Origin of the sequence: Paraburkholderia sp. BL9I2N2 (genome assembly GCF_004339745.1) — a bacterium.
Taxonomy (GTDB): Bacteria; Pseudomonadota; Gammaproteobacteria; order Burkholderiales; family Burkholderiaceae; genus Paraburkholderia.
In genome coordinates this window covers 4,058,060-4,080,295 of record NZ_SMGP01000001.1, presented here as the reverse complement: position 1 = coordinate 4,080,295, position 22,236 = coordinate 4,058,060, and the positions used below count along the sequence as shown (strand labels likewise).

The following is a 22,236-nucleotide window of genomic DNA, read 5'->3' as shown; positions in this document are numbered from 1 at the left end:
GGCCGACATGGAGCGCCGCCGACCCGGCGCGAGCGCGTCTTCGCGACCCGGCGCACCTTAACGGTGCGAGTCACGCCCACACGCGGCGCATGCTCCCTTACACGGGTGCAATCTTTCGGACAAATTTCATCGGAATGTGCGTCAGCGTGCGCATGGAGCTTGCTTAAGGTATATCGATGACGCACATTTGAGAAACGGCGCCGAAGTTGTTCGCTTCCGCGTTCCGACCGGCCCGGCTCTCGCGTGAGAGGACTGCATGACGATTGCGCAACAGGAAAGGACGGCCAGCGCGCCACATGGCTTCGGTGTCGAGATGACGTCGGGGCTCGAACGTTTCACGGTGCAGCATGGCGAACTCACGCTGAGCAGCGTGTTTCAACCGATTTTCAGCCTGTCGCATATGCGGGCGGTCGGTTACGAAGGGCTGCTGCGCGCGCACGATGCGCTCGACCGGCCCGTGTCGCCGCTCGACGTATTCGGCGAGGCCGCGCGCCTCGGCGATGTGCTGCAGGTCGACAAACTGGCCCAGACCCTGCATCTGGAAAATTTCAAGGTGCTCGGCGCCGAGCGCGAGTGGCTGTTCCTGAACGTGCATCCCGGTGCGCTCACCGATCCGTATCTCGCCGCTGCCTTGCTGGCCACGCTGAAGCGGCTCGATTTGCCGCCGCGGCGCATCGTGCTCGAAGTGCTCGAGCATCGCGCCGAAGATCTGGAACGTCTCGCCGACGCCGTGCGTCAGTTCCGCGAGCGTGGCTTCCTGATCGCGCTCGACGATTTCGGCGCGGGACACTCGAACGTCGAACGGATCTGGCAATTGAATCCCGACATCGTGAAGCTCGATCGCATCATGCTGTCGCACGCCGCGCATCGCGCCGACATGGCGACGATTCTGCCGGGCCTCGTGGCGCTGCTGCACGAAGCGGGCAAGCTGGTGCTGGTCGAAGGCGTGGAAACCGAGCATGAGGCGCAGATGGCGCTCGCCTGCAATGCGGACTTCGTGCAGGGCTTTTTTTTCGGCCGTCCGAACCCGGGCGCGGCCGATGCGTTGCACGCGACGACGTGTATCAGCGAACTCACCGAGCGTTATCGCGATCAGGCCGACGCGCGCGAGCGCCGCAATGCCAGCCGGATCGCGCCGTACTTGCGGGCTTTCGAGCGGGCGGCGGAACGGCTCGCGGCCGGCGAACCGCTCGAGGAAGTGTGCTGGAATTTTCTCGCGCTCGACCATGCCGCGCGCTGCTTCCTGCTCGACGCGAAGGGCAAGCAGGCGGGCCGCAACGTCGTGCTGCGCGCCGATCGCGCGGCGCATGAAACGCGCTTTCTGCCGCTCGCTGATGCGCAAGGGGCGAACTGGCTGCGTCGTCCGTATTTCCGCGATGCGATCAATGCGCCGGAGCGTGTGCATGTGACGCGGCCGTATCTGTCGATCAACGAGGCGTTGCCGTGCGTGACGCTTTCGGTGGCGACCCGTGTCGGCGAGCAGACCTGCGTGCTGTGCGGCGATATCGACTGGGTGGACGAAGAGCAGTTCTGAGATCATGTCGTTTTCAACGATATTTAACGACACTCTCCCGCGCTTATGTCCGTGCTCCTCGAAGTCATTGCCACAACTGTTGCCGACGCGCGCCTCGCCGCGCAAGCCGGTGCTGACCGTCTGGAACTTGTCACCGCGATGGGCGAGGGCGGCCTGACGCCGAGCCTCGGCTTGATCGAAGCGGTGGTGGCGGCGGTCGGGATTCCCGTGAACGTGATCGTGCGGCCTCACAGCCGTTCGTTCGTGTACGACGCCGACGACTATGCGGTGATGCTGCGCGACGTGCGGGCCGTGAAAGCGGCGGGCGCGAATGGCGTGGTGATCGGCATGCTGAACGCCGCTGGCGAGATCGACCGCGAAGGCCTCGCGCGTGCGATCGATGCGGCGGATGGACTGGCTGTCACCTTCCATCGTGCGTTCGATGAAGCGCGTGATTTGCGCCAATCGCTCGATGTACTGCTCGGTTTCGAGGCCGTGACGAATGTGCTGACCTCGGGTGGACAAGCTTCAGTGCTGCACGCGGAAGCCACGATTCGAGAGCTGGTGCAGCAGGCGGCCGGTTCGCGGTGCACAGTGCTGGCTGGCGCGGGTCTGACAGTCGACGCCATCGCCGGTTTTGTGAGCAGGACACGAGTTGACGCGGTGCATTTTGGTTCAGGCGTTCGCGTGAACAGCAACGGTCTCGCGCCGGTCGATGCAGACAAAGTTGCCAAGGTCAGAGCACTGCTGAACGCATGACCAAATAATTAAACCGGCGAAGCAAAGAAAAATGCCGCATCGAGATCGCTCTCGAAACGGCATTTCTTCTTCTGCGTCTACGTGCCCAAGAAAAACTACTTCGCTACGACCACCGGAATCCCGCGCAACTGCCCCGCGCCCTTCACCTCTTCCAGCGATTTCCGCACCGACTCACCCGTCGCCGCGTCGATCTGCAAACGTGCGGCCAAGTCGCGCTCGCCGCGCTTCACGCCCGCCAGATTCGCGAGTTTCACGTGACCATAACCGCGCACACGAGCGTGCAGGTCGGCCAGCTTCGCCACGTCTTCCAGATTGCCGGCATCGAGCTTGGCGAGCGCACGCTTCAAGGTGGTTTCGTAATCGCCAGCGAGTTCGCGTTCCATCTTGCGTTCCAGCGTGCGGCCAAACGGATCGAGCATCGTGCCGCGCAGACTGCTGAATTTTGCCAGCGTGCCGAGCACCGGCCACATCCACTGACCGAAGGTTTTCTTGGTCGGATTCTTGCCGGGTTCAGGACGCGTGAGCGTCGGCGGCGCGAGATTGAACTTGATGCCGAAATCCTTGCCGGCCACGCCTTCGAATTGCGCTTCCAGCGCCTCACGGAATGCAGCATCCGTGTGCAGGCGCGCCACTTCGTATTCGTCCTTCACCGCGAGCAGACGATAGAACGTGGTCGCCACCGCGCGCGTCAAGCGTTCGCTTTTCGCGTCCACTGCGAATTCCGCGCGGCGTGCGGCGTCGACCAGCGCGCGATAACGCTTCACATAGCTCGCGCCGCCGTAAGTCTGCAGACGGCCTTCCCGATGCGCGATCAGTTCATCGAGCGTATCGACGCGCACGCTTTGCTTCGCCAGATGCCGCGCTTGCCACAGCGATTCGAGCGCGGCTGGATCTTCGGCGGCGAGGCGCCCGATCGAAAACGCCAACTGATTCATCTGCACCGCGACGTTGTTCAATTCGATCGCGCGCATCATCGCGCCGAACGACACGGGCACGAGACCCAGTTGCCAGGCATAACCGAGCATCAGAATGTTCGCGCCGATGGTGTCGCCGAGAAACCGCGTGGCGAGCGCCTGCGCGTCGCACGTCGACATACGCTCCGGGCCGGCCGCGTGACGCATCTTGTCGAGCAGCGCGTCGGCGTGCAGCGTCGCGTCCGGATTCGTCACGAACGTGGCGTTTGGAATCGCATGCGTATTCACGACAATGCGCGTGCGGCCATGACGCACCGTTTGCAGCGCATCGGCGCTTGCGCCCACCACCATATCGCAGGCGAGTAGCACGTCGGCCTGTTGCGTGTCGATGCGTACCTGATTGAGCCACTCGTCGCGCGCGGCGAAGCGCACGAACGACAGCACCGAGCCGCCCTTTTGCGCGAAGCCCATGAAGTCGAGCACCGACGCGCTCTTGCCTTCCAGATGCGCGGCCATGCTGATCAATGCGCCGACCGTCACGACGCCCGTGCCGCCGACACCCGTGACCAGAATGTCGTACGGGGCGGCATCGAGATGCGTTGCGGGAATCGGCAACGCGTCGACGCGCGCAGCTAGCGCTTGCGGATCGAATGCGGCGCCCGCGGCTTTCTTCAGCTTGCCGCCTTCCACCGTGACGAAGCTCGGGCAGAAGCCGTTCACGCACGAGTAGTCTTTGTTGCACGACGATTGATCGATGCGACGCTTGCGGCCCAATGCCGTTTCAACCGGTTCCACGGATAGGCAATTCGACTGCACGCCGCAATCGCCGCAACCTTCGCAGACTTCCTCGTTGATGAAGAGGCGCTTGTCCGGATCGGGGAATTCGCCCTTTTTCCGGCGCCGGCGTTTTTCCGCCGCGCAGGTCTGGTCGTAGATCAGCACGGTCACGCCGTCGGTGTCGCGCAATTGACGCTGCACGGTGTCCATCTCGCTGCGATGGTGAAACGTGGTGCCCTTCGGAAACTGATCGTGATGGCCGTCGTATTTCTCCGGCTCGTCGCTGACCACGACGAAGCGCGACACGCCTTCGGCTTCCACCTGACGCGCGATCTGCGGCACCGAGATGCTGCCGTCCACTGGCTGGCCGCCCGTCATCGCGACGGCGTCGTTATAGAGAATCTTGTACGTGATGGTGGCTTTTGCCGCCACGGCCTGGCGGATCGCCAGAATGCCCGAGTGGAAGTAGGTGCCGTCGCCGAGATTCTGGAACACGTGGCGCGTTTTCGTGAACATCGAATGCGACGCCCAGTCGACGCCTTCACCGCCCATCTGGATGAGACCGGTCGTGTCTCGTTCCATCCACGACGCCATGAAGTGGCAGCCGATCCCCGCATGCGCGATCGATCCTTCCGGCACTTTGGTCGAGGTGTTGTGCGGGCAACCCGAGCAGAAGTACGGTGTGCGTTTCACGCTGTCCGCGGCGTTCGAGAGAATTTGCGGCGCGACCAGATCGACCACGCGTTCGCGGCGATCGAGTGCGGGCTTGTGCTTCGCGAGCCAGTTGGCGAACACCGGCAGAATGCGCGACGGCCGCAATTCGCCGAGCGACGACAGCAGCAGCGTGCCGTCTTCGGCGTTCTTGCCGACGACGATCGGCCGCGTGCCTTGCGTGCGGTTGTACAGATAGTCCTTGATCTGCTGTTCGATGACCGGGCCTTTCTCTTCGATCACCAGCACTTCGGACAAGCCGGAGACGAACGCGTCGATACGCGTCATCTCCAGCGGAAACGACAGGCCGACCTTGTAGATCCGCACGCCGGCCGCTTCCAGATCGGTGACCGTCAGATCGAGGCGGCGCAGCGTTTCCATCAGGTCCAGATGCGCCTTGCCGCAGGTCACAATCCCCACGTTCGCATGCGGGCTCGGCGCGATCCATTTGTCGATGCTGTTCACGCGCGCGAAGTGCCGCACCGCGTCGAGCTTCGCGTGCATCCGCGATTCGATCGTCAGGCTGGGCAGATCGGGCCAGCGATTGTGCAGGCCGCCTGCCGGTGCTTCGAAATCCTGCGGCGCGGCCCAGTCTGTGCGCAGCGCGTCGAGATCGACCGTCGAGCCCGATTCGACCGTTTCGGAGATCGCCTTGTAGCCGACCCACGCGCCCGAAAAGCGCGACAACTCCCAGCCGTACAAGCCGAACTCGAGCATGTCGGCGATGTTCGACGGATTCACGACCGGCATGTGCCACGCCATCATCGCGAAGTCGCTCTGATGCGGCATCGACGACGACACACAGCCGTGGTCGTCGCCCGCCACCACCAGCACGCCGCCGTGCGGCGACGAACCGTAGGCGTTGCCGTGCTTGAGCGCGTCGCCGGCGCGGTCCACGCCCGGGCCTTTGCCGTACCACATCGCGAACACGCCTTCGACGGTGCGCTCCGGGTCCGATTCCACCCGCTGCGTGCCGAGCACGGCGGTGCCGCCGAGTTCTTCGTTGATGGCGGGCAAGAAGCGAATATCACTCGCCGTGAGCAGTTTTTGCGCTTTCCACAACTGCTGGTCGACCATGCCGAGCGGCGAACCGCGATAGCCGCTGATGAAGCCGGCGGTGTTCATGCCGCGCGCCTTATCGGCGGCGCGCTGCATGAGCGCGAGGCGCACCAGCGCCTGCGTGCCGGTCAGGAAGATTCGGCCGCGCGTCGCGGTGAGGTTGTCGGAAAGCTTGTAATCGGCCAGTGCGGGCGTGCCGTCGATGGGCAGGCGAGCGGTCATGGGTGAGTCTCCTGTTTTGCATCCGCGCGCAGTGGTGGGGACCACGAAGGTGGCGCAGCGAAAGAGACTCTATTTTTTAGCGCCAATGGGAGAGAATTTTTCCTACTTTGACCGGCCGCTCGCGAATAGGCGCGACGAGCCACGCGTTTTAGTGGCGTTTTGAGATGGATCTCCCACGCAACGGCCGGATGCGGGTATGCCCTGGTGCGTTTTTCGAACGGCTTACGGTGCCGGCGCCGTTGCCTTGGCGGCCGCGACGGGCGTATCGTCGAGCGGCACGATTTCGTCGAACAGCGCGTAATCGATATGACTCACGCCGTCTCGCTCGCTCATGATGTCCACGAAACGGTGATGCCAGTAGATCTGATCGCACGACCACATGTGGCGCGCCTGCATGGTTTGCGAAGTCGATTCGTCGACGCCTTCCAGGGTGAGAATCAATGAGGTGTCGAGGCGCTTGAGCGTTTCGGCGGTTTCGCCGAACAGCGGGCTGTTTTCGTCGACGATGTGCATCACCGTCCAGCCCAGTTTGAACACCGGGTGTTGATCGCGCACCAGCGTGAGGTCGTACAGTTTGCGCAGCGTATAACCTTCGGCCGTGGTTTCCTGGCGCAGAATGCGCAGCCTTGCGCGGGCCTCGGCGATCACGTTCTGACGCGCGTTGGCCGAGCGCACCATCAGCGTCATGCGGCCGTCGAGCGGCCGGATCACCGCGTAACGCGTGAACATGATCTTGGCGTGCGGGCGCGAAAAGCGCGCGAAGATCAACCCCGTCGCCAACGCGATGCCGGACATGCCGACGAAAATTTCCAGCGTGGCGATCCAGTGCGCGTAGACGGTTTGCGGATGCATGTCGCCGTATCCGACCGTCGCGAGCGTTTCGACGCTGAAGAAAAACGCGCCGCCGAAACCGGCTGGAAACTGGTTGGCGATCGGCGCATTGCCGAGCATATAGAGCTCGGCGAACGTCGTGTTGAGCAACACGAACAGGACTGCGAGCGAGACGAAAAACGTCGGCCACCGAACCACCAGAGCGCGGTGATAGAGATCCTGCCAGAGCGGCGCCGGCATGCCGTGCGCGATGATCACGCGATCGTCCAGACGCAACTCGCGGCTGCCGCGCGAGCGGCGCGCCGGTGCGCGTGCTTCGGCGTCGCCGAAGCCGGAAGGACGGTCTGACGGTTCAGTCGCCATCGCGGGCTCGTGGAAATGAAAACGGCCAAAGCGTAGCACGCCGCTTCGTCCGCGGAAGGTGATTTTCGGCGTGGTGCGCGGGCGCGTGAAAGCGTGCCGCTGCCGTGTGCTCGCCGTGCATGCACGGCGTTTCAGCGAGGCATATCAACACGGCCTTACGGTGCGCTTGTACCGCGCACTGAAGCAATCACGCAATCAAGCACGCGCGCCACAGCGTGCGCGCGCTTCGGACTTACGGGAAGGCTCGCGGCTTGGGAATGCCAGCGCCGTGTTCGATATCATCGACGGCTTGCTGATGAGCTGCCGCGACAGCTTCGGTTTCGTCGCCGTAGCCGTTGTCGCCGCCCACCGTCGTCCACGATTTGACGGCTTTCTCGCGATGGCGGATTTCGTATTCCGCGTCCCAGCGCGCACCGTTGAGTTCGAGTGGGCGGACGTGAATCGAATACACGCCGTAGAGGAAGAGCTGTTCAGCCATGACCGCCTCCGGCCGGTTGGTTCAGGGTGGCGCAACGCGAACACAAACGCTCGGCGCCGGTTTTCTACCTAGAGTTCGATTTCCCCAAGGATGCGGTGAGCGAGCGCTTTGGCTTCCTCGAGCGCTTCTTCCGGCGTCGACGAAGTGGCTTCGACTTCGTAGAGCGTGGTTTCCTGATCTTCCGTGGCGTCGCCTTCGTCGCGCGAGAGGGTGACTACGCCTTGCCAGGTATCTTTTTCTATTTCTCTGGTCGAGGCCGTAGCCGTGTAGATGCCTTTGGTGTAGGTGATGTCGTCCATGGCGTCTCTCCGTCTTCCAAAGGTTTCGGTTTTTTCATCCTAGCACGATGACGGAGCTTCGGTTCTCCGCCCTGGCGGCGCACCACGCCGGTGACAATGCGCGCCGCACAAGGCAACAGAATTACAGCAGCGCGACCACTTCATCGAGCGACGGCGCGTGCGCGCCGGCATGGCGGCAAGCGGCCGCGCCGGCGGCCAGCGCGAACGCCAGGTGCTCCGGCCACGCCCGCTGCGGCGCAGTCATCAGGCTGAATAGCAGGCCGCCGATCGACGCGTCGCCCGCACCGACCGTATCGACCACCTCGACGCGCGGCGGCCGCGCTTCGCTCACCATAGCGCCGTCGATCAGCACGGCGGTCTCCGGTCCGCGCGTCACCAGCACGGTGGCGGCCGGATTCATGGCTCGCAACTGCGCAAGTGCGCCGGCCTCGTCGTCGGTCTTGAACAGCAGGCGCAAGTCCTCGTCCGACACCTTGATCAGATCGGCGAGTGCGGCCATTTTTCGCAGCGTGGGTTCGTAGCCGTGCTCCATCAGATTCCGATAGTTCGGATCGAAGCTGATCTTCACGCCTTGCGAACGCAACTCGGCCGCCAAAGTGGCGAGCGTGTTGCCGATGGGTTGGCGAACGAGGCTGATGCAGCCGAAGTGCGCCCACTTCACCTGACCGATCCAACCCGCCGGCAGGCGGGCCGGATCGAAGGCCAGATCGGCGCTGTTCTCGCCCATGAAGAAGTACGCGGGCGGATGCGTCTGATGCACGATCGCCAGCAAGGGCGGCTGCTCGACGCGCTGCATGAAGCGCATGTCGAGCCCGGCCGCGACACTCGCGTTCCACAACTCATCGGAGAAGTTATCGACGCCCAGCGAGCCGGCGCACGCGGTCGGCAGACCGAGCCGCGCCACGCAGCGCGCCACGTTCCAGCCGGCGCCGCCGGGGCGCGAGAGCCATTGCGAAGTGCCGGTGCGCACGAGATCGGTGAGGATGTCGCCGGCTGAGACGAAGAAGGGAAATTCGTGGTTCGCGCTGGGATTGCTCATTTTGTTTGCTCCGCGGATTCGGGCGCAGCGGCCGCCCCGTCGGGCAGCGCGTGGGCCAGTACTTCGTAGCACGCGCCCATGGTGTGATAGTCGGTCTTGCCGGCCGGACTCTTTTCGTCGCTGTACTTGCGGTTGTCGCACGTGAGGATGCGGTACCACGCGCCATACTTGTGATCGACGAAATGCGCCCAGCTATAGCGCCAGATCTCGTCGTACCAGTCCCAGAAGCGTTCGTTGCCGGTGCGCTTGCCGAGCAGCGCTGCCGTGGCGAAGGTTTCCGCCTGGACCCAGAAATACTTGTCATGGTCGCACACGGTGCCGTCGGGGCCGAAGCCGTAGTAGAGGCCGCCGTGGTCTTCGTCCCACGCGTGCGTCATGGCGGCGTCGAACAGTTCGATCGCTCGCGGCAGCAGCCACGGCAACGGACGGAAGCGCTCGAGAATCAGCAGCAGCTTCGCCCATTCCGTCTGGTGTCCCGGCTGGAAGCCCCACGGGCGGAAGATGTTCGAGCTGTCCTCCTCGTTATAGTGCCAGTCGACCGACCAGTCCGCGTGAAAGTGCTCCCACACCAGACCCTGCGACAGCTTCGCCTGACGCAGCGTGATATTCGACGCCACCCGTTCCGCGCGATCAAGATAGACGAGATGGCCGGTCGCTTCATGCGCGGCGAGCAGGGCCTCCGTGGTGTGCATGTTCGCGTTTTGCCCACGGTACGAGCTGACCCGCCACTCGGGCGACGCTTCGTCGGCATAGAGGCCCGCGGCGGCGTCCCAGAAGCGATGTTCCATCAGTTCGAAGGTCGCGCCGATCATCGGCTTCGCTTCCTCGATGCCGGCCATCGCCGCATGCGAATAGGCGAGCAGCACGAACGCGAGGCCGTAGCAGTGGCGCGTCGCGTCGAGCGTGCGCTTCTTGCCGTCGTGCCATTCGAGCTCCCAGTCGTAGCCTTCGTGCTGGGCGTCCCAATGCGCTTCGCGCAGGAACTGCAAGCCGTGGCGCGCGTATTCGAGATGCTGCGGGTCGCCGAACTGGCGATACGCCATCGCGTAGTTGAACACGTAGCGGCAACTGCTCACCAGATGCCGCGTGGTTTTGTCGTAGACCGAACCGTCGTCGCGAAAGAAATGGAAAAAGCCGCCGCTCGGATCGAACACGTTCGGTGCGTAAAAGCGCAACGTGTCCTGCACATGCGCGAGCAGAAAGTCGCGTGTGCGGAAGCTGTCGACGGGCGGCGCCGGAGTGGCACCGTTGGCAGGGTGAAGCGGATCGGATTGCGTCATGGCATTTTTACCAAAGTACTGGCACGGGCAATGAGATGGACGGGCAAACGGACTTCCAGTTCAGCAGGGGCGTCTTCGAGCAGAAGCTCGACGCCGCGCCGGCCGAGCGCTTCCTTGTCGACCGAAATGGTCGACAGCGGCGGCGTGGCATGGGCGGCGGCGGGAATGTCGTCGAAACCGATGATGGCAATGTCCTCGGGCACGCGCAGTCCGCGTGCGAGGCACGCGCGCAGCGCAGCGAGCGCGGCGGCGTCGTTATAGGCAAACACGGCGTCGGGGCGCGGGCCGGGTGCATCGAGCAACTGATGCATCGCACGCGCGGCGCCGCTGTCGGGGTCGAGGCCGGCGTCGATCGTCACTTCCAGCGACGGGTCGAACAGCAAGCCCGCTTCGAAGAATGCGCGCCGGTAGCCGAGCGCGCGCTGCGCGATGCTGAAGTGCGCGAGCGAGCCGCCGATGAACGCGACGCGCTTGCGCTGCTGCTCGAACAGATGCCGCATGGCGAGCGTTGCGCCCGCGGCGTTGTCGAGATTCACCGAGCGCATGCCGGGTGCCCACAGGTCGATCAGCACGAGCGGGCGCTGCATCGCCACCAGCGTGGTTAGCGTTTCCGGTTCGACGAAACCGGCAATTGCCACCGCGTCGGGCGCGTGCAGGCGCATCTGCTGGTTCACGTCTTCGGTGGGGCCGGCGGTCAGCACGGACGGCACGATGCCGCGTTCGCGGCAGGCGTCTTCCACACCGTGCAGCACGTGCGAAAAGAACGGGCTGACGGCGAAATTGTTGTGCTGACGGTGCAGCAGAAACGTGAGACGGCGGATGCGCGGGCGCAGTTGGGCGGCGTCATAGCCGAGCTTGCGTGCCGCTTCGACGACGCGCTCGCGGGTGGCCTCGGAAAGGCCCGGCTGGTTCTTCAATGCGCGTGAGACGGTGCCGATCGACACGCTGGCCGCGCGGGCGACGTCGCGGATGGTTGTGGCCATCGAATGAAGCGGACGCGCAAGGGCGGCCGCACGGTGTTTGGGTTCGGGCGATTGTATAGTAAAACCGCGCTAAAACCGCCCGAAAAACACCCGCTCGACACAGGGAAATACCCGTAGGCGTTGGAGTTGGCCCGGAATATGCTGTTTAGTAAAATTAGCTAAACAATGTCCGATGCTTAGTCTCGACGACGCGCGTTCACTCCAGCGAAACGTGAGCGGCTTCGGCCTGTCCGCGCAGCAACGCCACGCTTTCGTCGGCGCCGATCAGCACGAAACCGCTTGTCTCATGCTTCGCGCGCCGCTTGGCCAGCGCCGCGACGGACGCAATTTCCTCGCTGCTATAGAGCGACGGGCCATCGGCGGGCTCGACGCGCACGCAGCCGATCGCCATCGTCACGAAACCGAAGAAGGTCGGATTGCCGCGCCGGTCCTCACCGTGGATGCCGCCGGCGAGCCGATCGGTCGGCGCATAAAACCGCTGTGCGCCCTCGTTGAACACGTGGATCGCGCGCAGCACGCGATCGCGCCAGTCGTCGCTCTGGAACAGGATCAGGAAGTCGTCGCCGCCCACGTGGCCGAGGAAGTCACGGGTTGGGTCGCACACGTCGGCGAGTACGACGGCGGCGAATTTCAGTACTTCGTCACCTTGCCAGTAGCCGTACTGGTCGTTGAACGGCTTGAAATGGTTCAGGTCGACGTAGCACGCGTAGAAACCGGCGTCGTTGCCGAGCAGCCGGGCAATGTGCGAACTGATCGGAATGTTGCCCGGCAGGAAGGTCAGCGGGTTCGCGTAGCGCGCGGCTTCGATGCGCACCTCGGTCACCGCGCGCACGAGCTTCTCGCCGGTGCCGAGGCCGACATACTTGCCGTTGTCGGTGATGACGAAGCCGTCGGCGAGATAACGCTGGTCGTCGCTCGCGAGGAGCTTGGCCATCTGCTCGACCGTCATCGATTTCTCGATGATGACCGGCGACGCATTGGCGAACAGCAGGCAAGGGCGCTTGCCGAACAGCTCGCGGTGATACGGCAGTGCGTAGCGGTCCATGAAGCTGCGGCGGTTGATCAGCGCGACCGGCTCGTCCTGCTCGACCACTGCGACCGCATGCAGGTCGGGCAAGCGGTTGAACAGTTCGAGCACGTCGTTGTTGGTCGCGTGGCGCGGCAGCGCGGGCGCGTGTACCAGCATCTTTTCTGAGGCCATGCCGCCCGAAGGCGACGCACTGCTCACCGCGCGCGTGGTCTCCGGGAACACAGCGATGTGGCCGGCGCGCAGTGCGTCGCGGGCGTCGTCGGTCACCTGGCGAGCCGGCTGCGCGTGCGGACGGCCGAAGAAAAAACCCTGTCCGCAGCCGATCCCCATGTCGCGGACCACGATCAGATCGGCTTCGTTTTCGATGCCCTCTGCGACCAGCCGCGCGCCGCTTGCGCTGGCGAAGTGCTGCATCGCGCGCACGGCCTCGAACTTGAGCGGATCGCAGGCAATGTCGTGAATGAAAAAGCGGTCGATCTTCACGACGTCCGGTTGCAGCCGCACCCACAAGTTCATGCTGGCGTTCGCGGTGCCGTAATCGTCGAGCGCGAATTGCGCGCCGGCCGTGCGCAGAGTCGAGATCACCGGCAGGAAACTGCCGACATCCAGAATCGTGCTTTGCTCGGTCAACTCGATCACGATCCGCTGCGGATCGACGCCGCGATGGCGCAGCAGCGCGAGTGTGTCGTCGCGCGCCTCGGCCAACTGGCGCATCGCGCCCGCGCTGAAATTGAGGAACAGCTTGCCGTCGAAGTCGAGCTGCGCGAACGCTTCGATGCAAGTGCGCGCGGCGGCGCGTTCGAGCTCGATCGTGCAGCCCTCGGCGAGCGCTTGCGAAAACAGGGCGAACGGCGCTTCGAGCGACGTGCCGGCCGGGCCGCGGATCAGACCTTCGTAGCCGAGAATCGCGCCGTCTTCGAAATCGATGATCGGCTGGAACACAGCGGACAGATCACGCCGGGCGATCAACTCCTCGATGCGCGGCGCGGCGGATCGGGAGGGCGAGCGAGGGTGCATGGCAGGTAGGCGTAGCGATCGACCTTCGGCTTATCGGCCCGGGTTGCCTGGAATTAAGTGAACTTTTAGTGAACCGTTGCACTGGGATGGTGCGCTCGCTTGTATTCGATCGAATCATTCTGAAGGCGGGTTCCGCGTTGCCTGGAATTGGCCTATGCCATCTGGCCGAGGCGACAGGGGCGGCGTTTGCGCGTGAAATAACAAAAAAGCCGCGCGAGGCGGCTTTCTTCAAATGACGCTCAGGGAGGGCGCTTATGAATGTCCTGTTTGCATTGCGCGCGTATTCACCGGCGCGCGACGGCGGCGGTGGTCCGCTCGCGCGAGGCGGCGTGAGTCTCGCCACTCATGTCGCGCGCGCCCCAGCGCTGCGCGAGCGCGGCGCACACCATCAGCTGGATCTGGTGGAACAGCATCAGCGGCAAGACTACGGCGCCCACCGCATGCGAGGCGAAAATCACCTTGGCCATCGGCACGCCGGCGGCAAGGCTCTTCTTCGAACCGCAAAAGATGATGGTGATTTGATCCGCACGGCTAAAGCCGAGCCGCTTGCTGACGAACATCGTCACCGCCAGGGCCAGGGCGAGCAGCACGACGCACAGCAGCAGCAGGCCGCCGAGCGCGGAGAGCGGGATCTGGTGCCACAGCCCTTCATTGACGGCCTCGCTGAACGCGCCGTACACCACCAGCAGGATCGAGCCTTGGTCGACGAACTTGAGCACGCCGCGATTGCGCTCGATCCATTTGCCGATGAGCGGCCGCAGCAACTGGCCGGCCACGAACGGCACCAGCAGTTGCAGCACAATGTTGCCCACCGTATGCCACGGCGAAGCGCCGCCGCCAGCCGCCTGATTGGTGACGACGAAGCTGACGAGCGCGGGCGTGATGAAGATGCCGAGCAGGCTCGAGGCGGACGCGCTGCACACCGCAGCCGGCACATTGCCTTTGGCGATGGACGTAAACGCGATCGACGACTGAACCGTAGACGGCAGCGTGCAGAGGAAGAGGACCCCCGCATAGAGCGCCGGCGTGACAAGTGGCGAAAGGAGCGGTTTAAGCGCGAGGCCGAGCAGCGGAAAGAGCGCGAACGTGCTGAGAAGCACCACCAGATGCAGGCGCCAATGCGTCGCGCCCGCAATGATCGCTTCGCGTGAGAGCTTGGCGCCGTGCAGGAAAAACAGCAGGCCGACCGCCACGTTGGTCACCCAGTTGAACCCGACAGCGGCCTGCCCATGAACCGGCAGCAAGCTGGCAAGGATCACGGTGCTGACGAGGCATAAGGTGAAGTTGTCGGGAAGCAGTTTCGGGCGAGCCATGTTGGAATCTCGAATCGGTAACGCGGAAAAGCGCGCGGGACGCGCGCCTGAAGGCGCCGTCCCAGCCTATGGGAAAGAGCTATTGTTGATGATTTTCGATTAAATATGCAAATTCATTTACCGAATCGATTAATGAGGGCTGCGCATCGAAAGACGCGCCCCGGAAAATTTGGACGGCGCGGCGACCCAGGTTTTCAGTATTGGCGACGTGATCTGTTTGGTCCATGCAGTTTTGACATTTGAGGTGAAAATGCGGCTGCGTTTCGTCATACGCAAGAGCTCGTAAGTTGTCTCTCCAAGTCCTTGAAAGCAAGCGGTTTCAGGGTTTTCGCGCAAGGACTCTGTCGTAGAAAAACGTCGCAGTAACAAGGTGTTACATCCGCGTCCGAGGCCTAACACTTTTTGGCTCGACACCCTTTGCCGGCACCCATAAATTACGGTTCAAAGGCCATCGGGATGCCCCGCGCCGCGATATCGTCGCAGCCGCTCGTGCCAGTCCCAAAACAAGTCCACCGCAGCTCGAACGGTGGTCTTCAGGCAAGTCTTCGGGCATGTGAGTCACTGGGTGGACGGGTTGTCGAGAACGAGGCACTGGGCGTTGGGCGCGGTCATCGCTGCGCTGTGCTCGTTCGCCTATGCGAAAGCGCCAGGCATGCCGCACGGCGGTGGTGGCGGCTATTCGCATGCCGGAGCGAATCACGCTGTGCGTGGCGAATTGCATAACGGTGACCGCTCCTACGGCGCAGCAGCACCGGCCCGCAATACGATGGTCGATCGCAGCGCGCGCCCGGCGCGTGGCGGAGCGAATTTCGCAGGCGGAAGTTACGCCGACGGCTATGACGTCTACAAGCCGGGCATGCGTCGTGTCACCGGACCGGCTGGATACGCTGGCGACGGCCGCGGCGGCATGCAATACGCCGGCGCTATTACGCCGGTCAGTGCCGAGTCGCGCACGGTGCCTCGGCCACCGGCCAATGCGCCGGTTCGCGCCGGCTCGATTCGCGCCGACGTCGCCCGCTACAACGAGGAGCGTGGTTCATCGCGCGGCATACAGCGTCAGTCCGATGATCCACGTCAGTCGGAGGGCTCGCCTTACCGGAACTAGGCGTTCGTGCTTCGCGGACTGACTATGCGTTACGTTCGTTGCGTGAGCAACCAGTGTTTGCCGTTTAGTCTGTGCCTAGACAGCGCACGCACACATCTACTTCTGTTTCCCTTCGCTGACTTCCCCATGCCGCTTCGACATTGTTCGAGTGCCGGCCATTCGGGTATCTGACTCCGCCTTCACGCCTGCATCATCCCGAAGGGGGCCGCGGCATCTCTGCCATTTCGTCCTCCCAAATTCTCATCGCTGCGGTTCCGCTCGATCGCTGCTCCTGCCTTTCAAACTGCTTGACAGCAGCCTTCCGCCATAACGTCGTCCCAAGGCCCGCTATCAATGTGACGTTTCGACGCCACACTTTTTTGAAAACACTCGGCAGCAGACCCTCTCCCATCGTCAAATTTGGTCGTTTCTGCGGCGGTGCGTCATCCGCGTGTCATTTAAGGCGTTATCAACCCGTCCGCCGCAATGTGAGTAACGCTTTGCGCGGTGCCGCAAAATTTGCGGCGGCACGGCGAGCGCGCTGTCTGCCAAGGGTTTATCAGGCCGATAAGCGACAAAACTAATCAGACCGATATACCCGCAATAACCCACGATATTTTTGTTTATAAAAATGGTCCGCAAAGATGGTCCCGCCCAGATTGGCTCGATGATCGAACGGACAACAACAATGATTCGCGCGAGCTCCCCCATTCGCACAGCCACACCTTTTTTGACAAAGACAGGAGAACCCATGAAAACAAGCATCAGCAGTGCGCTGAAGACCACCCTCAAGGCAACCGCGTGTGCCGCTTTGCTGGCCAGTGCATCGTCTGCTTTTGCGCAATCGAGCGTGCAACTCTACGGTCAGGTCGACGAATGGGTCGGTGCGCAGAAATTCCCGGGCGGCAAGACTGCGGTGCAGGTCGCGGGCGGCGGCATGTCGACTTCGTACTGGGGCTTGAAAGGGGCGGAGGATCTGGGCAACGGCTACAGGGCGATCTTCGCGCTGGAAGGGTTCTTCCTGGCGCAAAACGGCCAGTACGGCCGCTTCACGGGCGACACGATGTTTTCGCGTAACGCGTACGTCGGTATCGAATCGCCCTACGGCACGGTGACGGCAGGCCGTCTGACGACGCCGCTGTTCGTGTCGACGATTCTGTTCAACCCGTTCGTCGACTCGTACCAGTTCTCGCCGATGGTCTGGCACACGTACCTCGGCCTCGGCACGTTCCCGACCTACTCGACGGATCAGGGTGTGACGGGCGACTCCGGTTGGAGCAACGCGGTGTCGTACTCGTCGCCGAACTTCAACGGCCTGTCGGCGACGGCCATGTACGCGCTCGGCAACACGACCGAGAACGGCGCGAAGAAGTGGAGCGGCCAGGTGCTGTACTTCCACGGCCCGTTCGCGGCCACGGCGGTGTATCAGTACGTGAACTTCAACAACGTGCCGAGCGACCTCGGCAGCTTCAGCACGTCGGGCGTGCCCGGCCTGAAGAGCCAGAGCGTCGCGCAACTCGGCGTGTCGTACGACCTGAAGTTCGTGAAGTTCTTCGGCCAGTACATGTACACGTACAACGACCAGCAGGTCACGAGCTGGCACGTGAACACGGCGCAAGGCGGCGCGACGGTGCCGTTCGGCCCCGGCTTGGTGATGGCGTCGTACGCCTACTCGCGCGACGGCGGCGGGTTCGACCAAACCCGTCAGACGGCCTCGATCGGCTACGACTATCCGCTGTCCAAGCGCACGGACATTTACGCGGCCTACATGTACGACCACATCTCCAGCATGTCGAGCGGCAACACCTACGGCGTCGGCCTGCGCGCCAAGTTCTAAGCGTCCCGGCCCGCGCGACGCCTGCCCGCAGGCTTCGCGCACTGGCCGCATCAGCTTGATCTCCAAGCCCGCTTTCTTCGGAAGGCGGGTTTTTTTGCTTTTGCGCCGCTGTATTCATTCGTTGGGAAGCGTTTTGCCGACCAGTCTTTGATAAACACGGCAAAATGACGCCGATTGATTCCTGAAGCGAGCGATTGAGATGGATACCCTCGTCAGCATGAAAGTGTTCCGCCACGTGGTCGAAGTCGGCAGCTTTGTCGGCGCGGCCGAACGGATGGAGATGTCGGCGGCCATGGCGAGCAAGCACGTGATGCACCTCGAACAGCAACTCGGCGCGCGTCTCTTGAACCGCACCACGCGGCGGGTCGCGCCGACCGAGGCGGGCCGCGAGTACTACGAGCGTCTGAGCCAGGTGCTCACCGAACTCGAGGAGGCCGAGCAGGTGGTCGGCGCAGCGAGCGTCGTGCCGCAGGGACGCTTGCGGGTCTCGTCGCTGTCGGCGTTCGGCCTGAGCCACGTGATGGCCGCGGTGGCCGACTACGCCGCGCAATATCCGCAGGTCATCGTCGATATGACCTTGTCGGACCGCGTGGTCGAACTGATCGACGAGGGTTTCGATGTCGCGATCCGCGCTTCACCGAGCGGGCTGAAGTCTTCTTCATTAATCGCGCGGCAGATCGCGACCGCGCACCTCGTGCTGTGCGCGTCGCCGGCGTATTTGAAGCGGCACGGCACGCCGAAGACAGTCGCCGATCTGGCGCGCCACAACTATCTGCAATACGCGGGCGTGTCGGCGCTCGAAATCGCGCCCGCGACCGGCGACGCCTCGCCGCGCGTGCGTCTGACGGGCAATCTGATCGTCAATCATCTGGAAGCGCAGCGCGTGATCGTGCTGCAAGGCGCGGGCATCGCGATGCTCGGCACCGAGGTGATCGGCGACGATCTGGCCGCGGGGCGTCTCGTGCCGCTGCTGGTGGACGACGTGCCGCCGCGCGAACTGCCCATTCACGTGGTCTATGCGAGCCGCCGGCATCTGTCGGCCAAGGTGCGCTCGTTTGTCGACTTTCTCGCCGAGCGGTTCGCGAACGAGTCGCTGTGGCCGTCGCTCGAACAGATCAAGGCGTTGGCGGTGCGCTAGGCCGCCCAGGCCGCCGAGGCGTCTCGACCCGTTTCGCTATACTGGTTGGCAACACCCATACGCGAACGATCTGGGGGAGACATGACCGATCTGTCCACGCCGCAGCGCGCCGGCAGCCACAAGCTGCCCGCGGGCCGGCGCCTGCGCTTTGTCACGGCGGCCGCTTTGTTCGATGGCCACGATGCGTCGATCAACATCATGCGGCGCATTCTGCAGGCGAGCGGGGTCGAGGTGATTCACCTCGGCCACAACCGCTCCGTCGATGAAGTCGCCACCGCCGCGCTGCACGAGGACGCCGATGGCGTCGCCGTGTCCAGCTACCAGGGCGGCCATAACGAATACTTCCGCTATCTGGTCGACTTGCTGCGAACGCGCGGCGGCGAGCGCATGAAGGTGTTCGGTGGAGGCGGTGGGGTGATCGTCCCTGAGGAAATTGCAGAACTCGAGCGTTACGGCGTCGAGAAGATCTATTCGCCGCAGGACGGGCAGCGGCTTGGTCTGCAAGGCATGATCGACGATATGATCGCGCGCTGCGCCGAAGGCGCGCGCGTCAGCGCCGCCGACATCGCCAACGCGCCCAGCATTGCCGGCACGGCTAACGCGGCCGACCCCGCATCCCACACCTTCCGCCGCCTCGCGCAACTCATCAGCGCATTCGAAGCAGGCGCTATCGACGCATCCGCCCGCGAAAAACTGTCCGCGCAGGCGAAGGCAACCACGACCCCCATCCTTGGCATCACCGGAACCGGCGGCGCCGGCAAATCCTCGCTCACCGACGAACTGATCCGGCGCTTTCGCCTCGACTACGGCGACGCTCTCACCATCGCCGTGCTCGCCATTGACCCATCGCGCCGCAAGTCCGGCGGCGCGCTGCTGGGCGACCGCATCCGCATGAACGCCATCGGCGACTGGGGCGGCGGCGCGCGCGTGTATATGCGTTCGATGGCGACGCGCGAGGCATCGAGCGAAATCTCCGACTCGCTGCCCGACGCGCTGATGCTGTGCAAGGCGGCGGGCTTCGACCTGATCGTCGTCGAAACATCCGGGATTGGCCAGGGCAATGCGGCGATCGTGCCGTTCGTCGACGAATCGCTGTATGTGATGACGCCCGAGTTTGGCGCAGCGAGCCAGTTGGAGAAGATCGACATGCTCGACTTCGCCGGCTTCGTCGCGATCAACAAGTTCGATCGCAAGGGCGCGCCGGACGCGTTGCGCGACGTCGGCAAGCAGGTGCAGCGCAATCGCGGCGACTTCGCGAAGGCGCCGGAAGCGATGCCGGTGTTCGGCACGATCGCCTCGCGCTTTAACGACGACGGCGTGACCGCGCTCTACCGGCACGTCGCCGAGGCGCTGCGCAAGCACGGCTTGCGCGCTGGCGGCGACCGGCTGGCCGCGCCCGAAGGTCTGCGCTTTTCGAGCGACCGCAACGCCATCGTGCCGCCGGCGCGAGTGCGCTATCTGGCGGACATCGCGCAGACGGTCCACGCATATCGCGAGCGAGCCGACGCGCAAGCGCGCGTGGCGCGCGAGCGCTGGCAACTTGTCGAGGCGCGTCGGATGCTGGCTGAAGCGGGTGCGGCTGCAAGGGCGGTTGCGAACCCGGACGCCGGCGCAAACACGTCGGCGAACTCAATTGCAGGTTCAGCGGCGAACACAGAAGGTGCTGGCGCCAATCCGTCGCTTCAGCAACTCGACGCTCTCATCACCCAACGCACCACCTCTCTCGGCGAACGCGAGCGCGCCCTGCTGGACACCTGGCCGCAAACCGTCGCCGCTTACTCAGGCGACGAACACATCGTCCGAATCCGCGACCGTGAGATCCACACCGCGCTCACCGTCACGACGCTGTCGGGCTCCGAGGTCCGCAAAGTCTCCCTGCCGAAGTTCGTCGACCACGGCGAGATTCTGCGCTGGCTGATGCTCGACAATCTGCCCGGTTACTTTCCCTTCACCGCGGGCGTGTTCCCATTCCGCCGCGAAAACGAAGACCCGACGCGGATGTTCGCCGGCGAAGGCGATCCGCAACGCACCAACCGCCGCTTCAAGCTGCTCTCAGAAGGCATGCCGGCCAAACGTCTGTCGACCGCCTTCGACTCGGTCACGCTCTACGGCGAAGAACCGGACGAGCGCCCCGACATCTACGGCAAGGTGGGCAATTCGGGCGTCTCGGTGGCGACGCTCGACGACATGAAGACGCTTTACGACGGCTTCGACCTCTGCGCGCCGGAAACCTCGGTCTCGATGACGATCAACGGGCCCGCGCCGACCATCCTCGCGATGTTCTTCAACGTCGCGATCGATCAGCAGATTGCGCGCATGACGCAGCAGCAAGGCCGCCCGCTCACGGACGACGAACTCGCCGCGACGCGCCGCACGGCGCTGGAAAACGTGCGCGGCACCGTGCAGGCCGACATCCTCAAGGAAGACCAAGGCCAGAACACGTGCATCTTCTCGACCGAATTCAGCCTGAAAGTGATGGGCGATATTCAGGCGTACTTCGTCGAGCACGGCGTGCGCAATTTCTATTCGGTGTCGATCTCCGGCTATCACATTGCCGAAGCCGGCGCGAACCCGATCTCGCAACTTGCCTACACGCTCGCGAATGGCTTCACCTATGTCGAGGCCTATCTGGCCCGCGGCATGTCGATCGACGACTTCGCACCGAATCTGTCGTTCTTCTTTTCGAACGGCATGGACCCGGAGTACACGGTGCTGGGCCGCGTCGCGCGACGCATCTGGGCCGTTGCCATGCGCGAGCGCTACGGCGCGAACGAACGCAGCCAGAAGCTCAAGTATCACGTGCAGACTTCGGGCCGCAGCCTGCACGCGCAGGAGATCGACTTCAACGATATCCGCACCACGTTGCAGGCGCTGATTGCAATCTACGACAACTGCAACTCGCTGCACACGAACGCCTTCGACGAAGCGATCACCACGCCCACCGAGGATTCGGTGCGCCGCGCGGTGGCGATCCAGTTGATCATTAACCGTGAATGGGGGCTTGCGAAGAATCAGAATCCGAACCAGGGCAGCTTCGTGATCGAGGAACTGACCGATTTGGTGGAAGCGGCGGTGCTCGCCGAATTCGACCGGCTGACCGAGCGCGGCGGCGTGCTCGGCGCGATGGAAACCGGCTATCAGCGCGGGCGCATCCAGGACGAGTCGATGCTGTACGAGCATCGCAAGCATGACGGCTCGTATCCGATCGTCGGCGTGAATACGTTTTTGAGCGCGCATCCGCACGAGGCGCCGCAGCCGATCGCGCTGGCCCGTTCCACCGACGATGAAAAGCAAGGTCAGTTGCAACGTCTGCGCGCGTTCCAGGCGCAGCATCGCGACGCGGCGCCCGCCGCGCTCGAACGCCTGAAGCGCGCGGTGATCGACGATGAAAACGTCTTCGCGGTGCTGATGGACGTCGTGCGTGTCTGCTCGCTCGGGCAGATCACGCATGCGTTGTTTGAAGTGGGCGGACAGTACCGCCGCAATATGTAAGCCCTGCTGCGTGGCGATCGCTGCTGCGGCCTGGCGTGGAGCCAAGCCGCAGCATACGAAACCGCTTAACCCAGGCACCTCACCCGAGGCGCTCCAA

General features: G+C 63.7%; 16 protein-coding genes. 6 read left to right on the top strand and 10 right to left on the bottom strand.

Features of this window, described 5'->3' with window-relative positions; translation table 11 throughout:
- Positions 1 to 256: 256 nt before the first annotated feature.
- Together B0G74_RS18760 and B0G74_RS18755 are read left to right on the top strand one after the other, a co-directional pair.
- Positions 257 to 1,534: an EAL domain-containing protein gene (locus tag B0G74_RS18760; RefSeq protein WP_132376297.1), complete on the top strand. Its 1,278-nt coding sequence runs from the start codon at positions 257 to 259 to the stop codon at positions 1,532 to 1,534.
- Positions 1,535 to 1,579: 45 nt separating this feature from the next.
- Positions 1,580 to 2,272: a copper homeostasis protein CutC gene (locus tag B0G74_RS18755; protein ID WP_132376296.1), complete on the top strand. Its 693-nt coding sequence runs from the start codon at positions 1,580 to 1,582 to the stop codon at positions 2,270 to 2,272.
- A gap of 95 nt (positions 2,273 to 2,367) precedes the next feature.
- Here the strand turns inward: B0G74_RS18755 and B0G74_RS18750 are convergent, their stop codons facing one another.
- The 9 genes from B0G74_RS18750 to B0G74_RS18710 form a co-directional block, all read right to left on the bottom strand.
- Positions 2,368 to 5,955 carry an indolepyruvate ferredoxin oxidoreductase family protein gene (locus tag B0G74_RS18750; protein ID WP_132376295.1) on the bottom strand — a complete coding sequence of 1,196 codons (3,588 nt, stop codon included), beginning with the start codon at positions 5,953 to 5,955 and terminating at the stop codon, positions 2,368 to 2,370.
- A gap of 222 nt (positions 5,956 to 6,177) precedes the next feature.
- Positions 6,178 to 7,149, bottom strand: a complete 972-nt coding sequence (locus B0G74_RS18745) for an ion channel (protein ID WP_132376294.1) — start codon at positions 7,147 to 7,149, stop codon at positions 6,178 to 6,180.
- A 232-nt stretch (positions 7,150 to 7,381) separates the two neighbouring features.
- The gene (locus B0G74_RS18740; RefSeq protein ID WP_012431489.1) at positions 7,382 to 7,627 is read right to left on the bottom strand and encodes a hypothetical protein; all 246 of its coding nucleotides are present in this window, start codon (positions 7,625 to 7,627) and stop codon (positions 7,382 to 7,384) included.
- A gap of 68 nt (positions 7,628 to 7,695) precedes the next feature.
- Positions 7,696 to 7,926, bottom strand: a complete 231-nt coding sequence (locus B0G74_RS18735; RefSeq protein ID WP_132376293.1) for a hypothetical protein — start codon at positions 7,924 to 7,926, stop codon at positions 7,696 to 7,698.
- A gap of 121 nt (positions 7,927 to 8,047) precedes the next feature.
- Entirely contained in the window at positions 8,048 to 8,965 is a 918-nt protein-coding gene (locus B0G74_RS18730) for a carbohydrate kinase (protein WP_132376292.1), read from the bottom strand.
- Positions 8,962 to 10,245 carry an AGE family epimerase/isomerase gene (locus tag B0G74_RS18725; protein WP_132376291.1) on the bottom strand — a complete coding sequence of 428 codons (1,284 nt, stop codon included), beginning with the start codon at positions 10,243 to 10,245 and terminating at the stop codon, positions 8,962 to 8,964. Before B0G74_RS18725 ends, B0G74_RS18730 begins: the two co-directional genes overlap by 4 nt.
- A complete protein-coding gene (locus tag B0G74_RS18720) occupies positions 10,242 to 11,228 on the bottom strand; it encodes a LacI family DNA-binding transcriptional regulator (protein WP_132376290.1) in 987 nt (328 codons plus the stop codon). The genes B0G74_RS18725 and B0G74_RS18720 overlap by 4 nt, the downstream gene beginning before the upstream one ends.
- 196 nt (positions 11,229 to 11,424) lie before the next feature.
- Positions 11,425 to 13,275: a phosphodiesterase gene (locus B0G74_RS18715; protein ID WP_132376289.1), complete on the bottom strand. Its 1,851-nt coding sequence runs from the start codon at positions 13,273 to 13,275 to the stop codon at positions 11,425 to 11,427.
- A gap of 284 nt (positions 13,276 to 13,559) precedes the next feature.
- Positions 13,560 to 14,588 (bottom strand): bile acid:sodium symporter family protein, encoded by a 1,029-nt coding sequence (locus tag B0G74_RS18710; protein ID WP_132376288.1) that lies wholly within the window; start codon positions 14,586 to 14,588, stop codon positions 13,560 to 13,562.
- A gap of 565 nt (positions 14,589 to 15,153) precedes the next feature.
- Here B0G74_RS18710 and B0G74_RS18705 point away from each other — a divergent pair.
- Positions 15,154 to 15,693 (top strand): hypothetical protein, encoded by a 540-nt coding sequence (locus B0G74_RS18705; RefSeq protein ID WP_165923912.1) that lies wholly within the window; start codon positions 15,154 to 15,156, stop codon positions 15,691 to 15,693.
- 393 nt (positions 15,694 to 16,086) lie between these two features.
- Here the strand turns inward: B0G74_RS18705 and B0G74_RS18700 are convergent, their stop codons facing one another.
- Positions 16,087 to 16,425, bottom strand: a complete 339-nt coding sequence (locus B0G74_RS18700) for a hypothetical protein (RefSeq protein ID WP_132376286.1) — start codon at positions 16,423 to 16,425, stop codon at positions 16,087 to 16,089.
- Between B0G74_RS18700 and B0G74_RS18695 the strand changes: the two genes are divergently transcribed.
- The 3 genes from B0G74_RS18695 to B0G74_RS18685 all read left to right on the top strand — a co-directional run bounded on the left by B0G74_RS18695 (position 16,424) and on the right by B0G74_RS18685 (position 22,139).
- Positions 16,424 to 17,509 carry a porin gene (locus B0G74_RS18695; RefSeq protein ID WP_132376285.1) on the top strand — a complete coding sequence of 362 codons (1,086 nt, stop codon included), beginning with the start codon at positions 16,424 to 16,426 and terminating at the stop codon, positions 17,507 to 17,509. The two genes, B0G74_RS18700 and B0G74_RS18695, sit on opposite strands and share 2 nt — an antisense overlap.
- A 199-nt stretch (positions 17,510 to 17,708) precedes the next feature.
- Complete coding sequence (locus B0G74_RS18690) at positions 17,709 to 18,647, top strand: LysR family transcriptional regulator (RefSeq protein WP_132376284.1); 939 nt, start codon at positions 17,709 to 17,711, stop codon at positions 18,645 to 18,647.
- Between the two features lie 81 nt (positions 18,648 to 18,728).
- Complete coding sequence (locus B0G74_RS18685; protein WP_132376283.1) at positions 18,729 to 22,139, top strand: methylmalonyl-CoA mutase family protein; 3,411 nt, start codon at positions 18,729 to 18,731, stop codon at positions 22,137 to 22,139.
- Positions 22,140 to 22,236 lie beyond the last annotated feature (97 nt).

What these genes read in the sequence shown, in the direction of transcription:
- B0G74_RS18760 (WP_132376297.1), top strand. Translation starts at nt 257, where the DNA reads ATGACGATTGCGCAACAGGAAAGGACGGCCAGCGCGCCACATGGCTTC.
- B0G74_RS18755 (WP_132376296.1), top strand. Translation starts at nt 1,580, where the DNA reads ATGTCCGTGCTCCTCGAAGTCATTGCCACAACTGTTGCCGACGCGCGC.
- B0G74_RS18750 (WP_132376295.1), bottom strand. Translation starts at nt 5,955, where the DNA reads ATGACCGCTCGCCTGCCCATCGACGGCACGCCCGCACTGGCCGATTAC.
- B0G74_RS18745 (WP_132376294.1), bottom strand. Translation starts at nt 7,149, where the DNA reads ATGGCGACTGAACCGTCAGACCGTCCTTCCGGCTTCGGCGACGCCGAA.
- B0G74_RS18740 (WP_012431489.1), bottom strand. Translation starts at nt 7,627, where the DNA reads ATGGCTGAACAGCTCTTCCTCTACGGCGTGTATTCGATTCACGTCCGC.
- B0G74_RS18735 (WP_132376293.1), bottom strand. Translation starts at nt 7,926, where the DNA reads ATGGACGACATCACCTACACCAAAGGCATCTACACGGCTACGGCCTCG.
- B0G74_RS18730 (WP_132376292.1), bottom strand. Translation starts at nt 8,965, where the DNA reads ATGAGCAATCCCAGCGCGAACCACGAATTTCCCTTCTTCGTCTCAGCC.
- B0G74_RS18725 (WP_132376291.1), bottom strand. Translation starts at nt 10,245, where the DNA reads ATGACGCAATCCGATCCGCTTCACCCTGCCAACGGTGCCACTCCGGCG.
- B0G74_RS18720 (WP_132376290.1), bottom strand. Translation starts at nt 11,228, where the DNA reads ATGGCCACAACCATCCGCGACGTCGCCCGCGCGGCCAGCGTGTCGATC.
- B0G74_RS18715 (WP_132376289.1), bottom strand. Translation starts at nt 13,275, where the DNA reads ATGCACCCTCGCTCGCCCTCCCGATCCGCCGCGCCGCGCATCGAGGAG.
- B0G74_RS18710 (WP_132376288.1), bottom strand. Translation starts at nt 14,588, where the DNA reads ATGGCTCGCCCGAAACTGCTTCCCGACAACTTCACCTTATGCCTCGTC.
- B0G74_RS18695 (WP_132376285.1), top strand. Translation starts at nt 16,424, where the DNA reads ATGAAAACAAGCATCAGCAGTGCGCTGAAGACCACCCTCAAGGCAACC.
- B0G74_RS18700 (WP_132376286.1), bottom strand. Translation starts at nt 16,425, where the DNA reads ATGGGTTCTCCTGTCTTTGTCAAAAAAGGTGTGGCTGTGCGAATGGGG.
- B0G74_RS18690 (WP_132376284.1), top strand. Translation starts at nt 17,709, where the DNA reads ATGGATACCCTCGTCAGCATGAAAGTGTTCCGCCACGTGGTCGAAGTC.
- B0G74_RS18685 (WP_132376283.1), top strand. Translation starts at nt 18,729, where the DNA reads ATGACCGATCTGTCCACGCCGCAGCGCGCCGGCAGCCACAAGCTGCCC.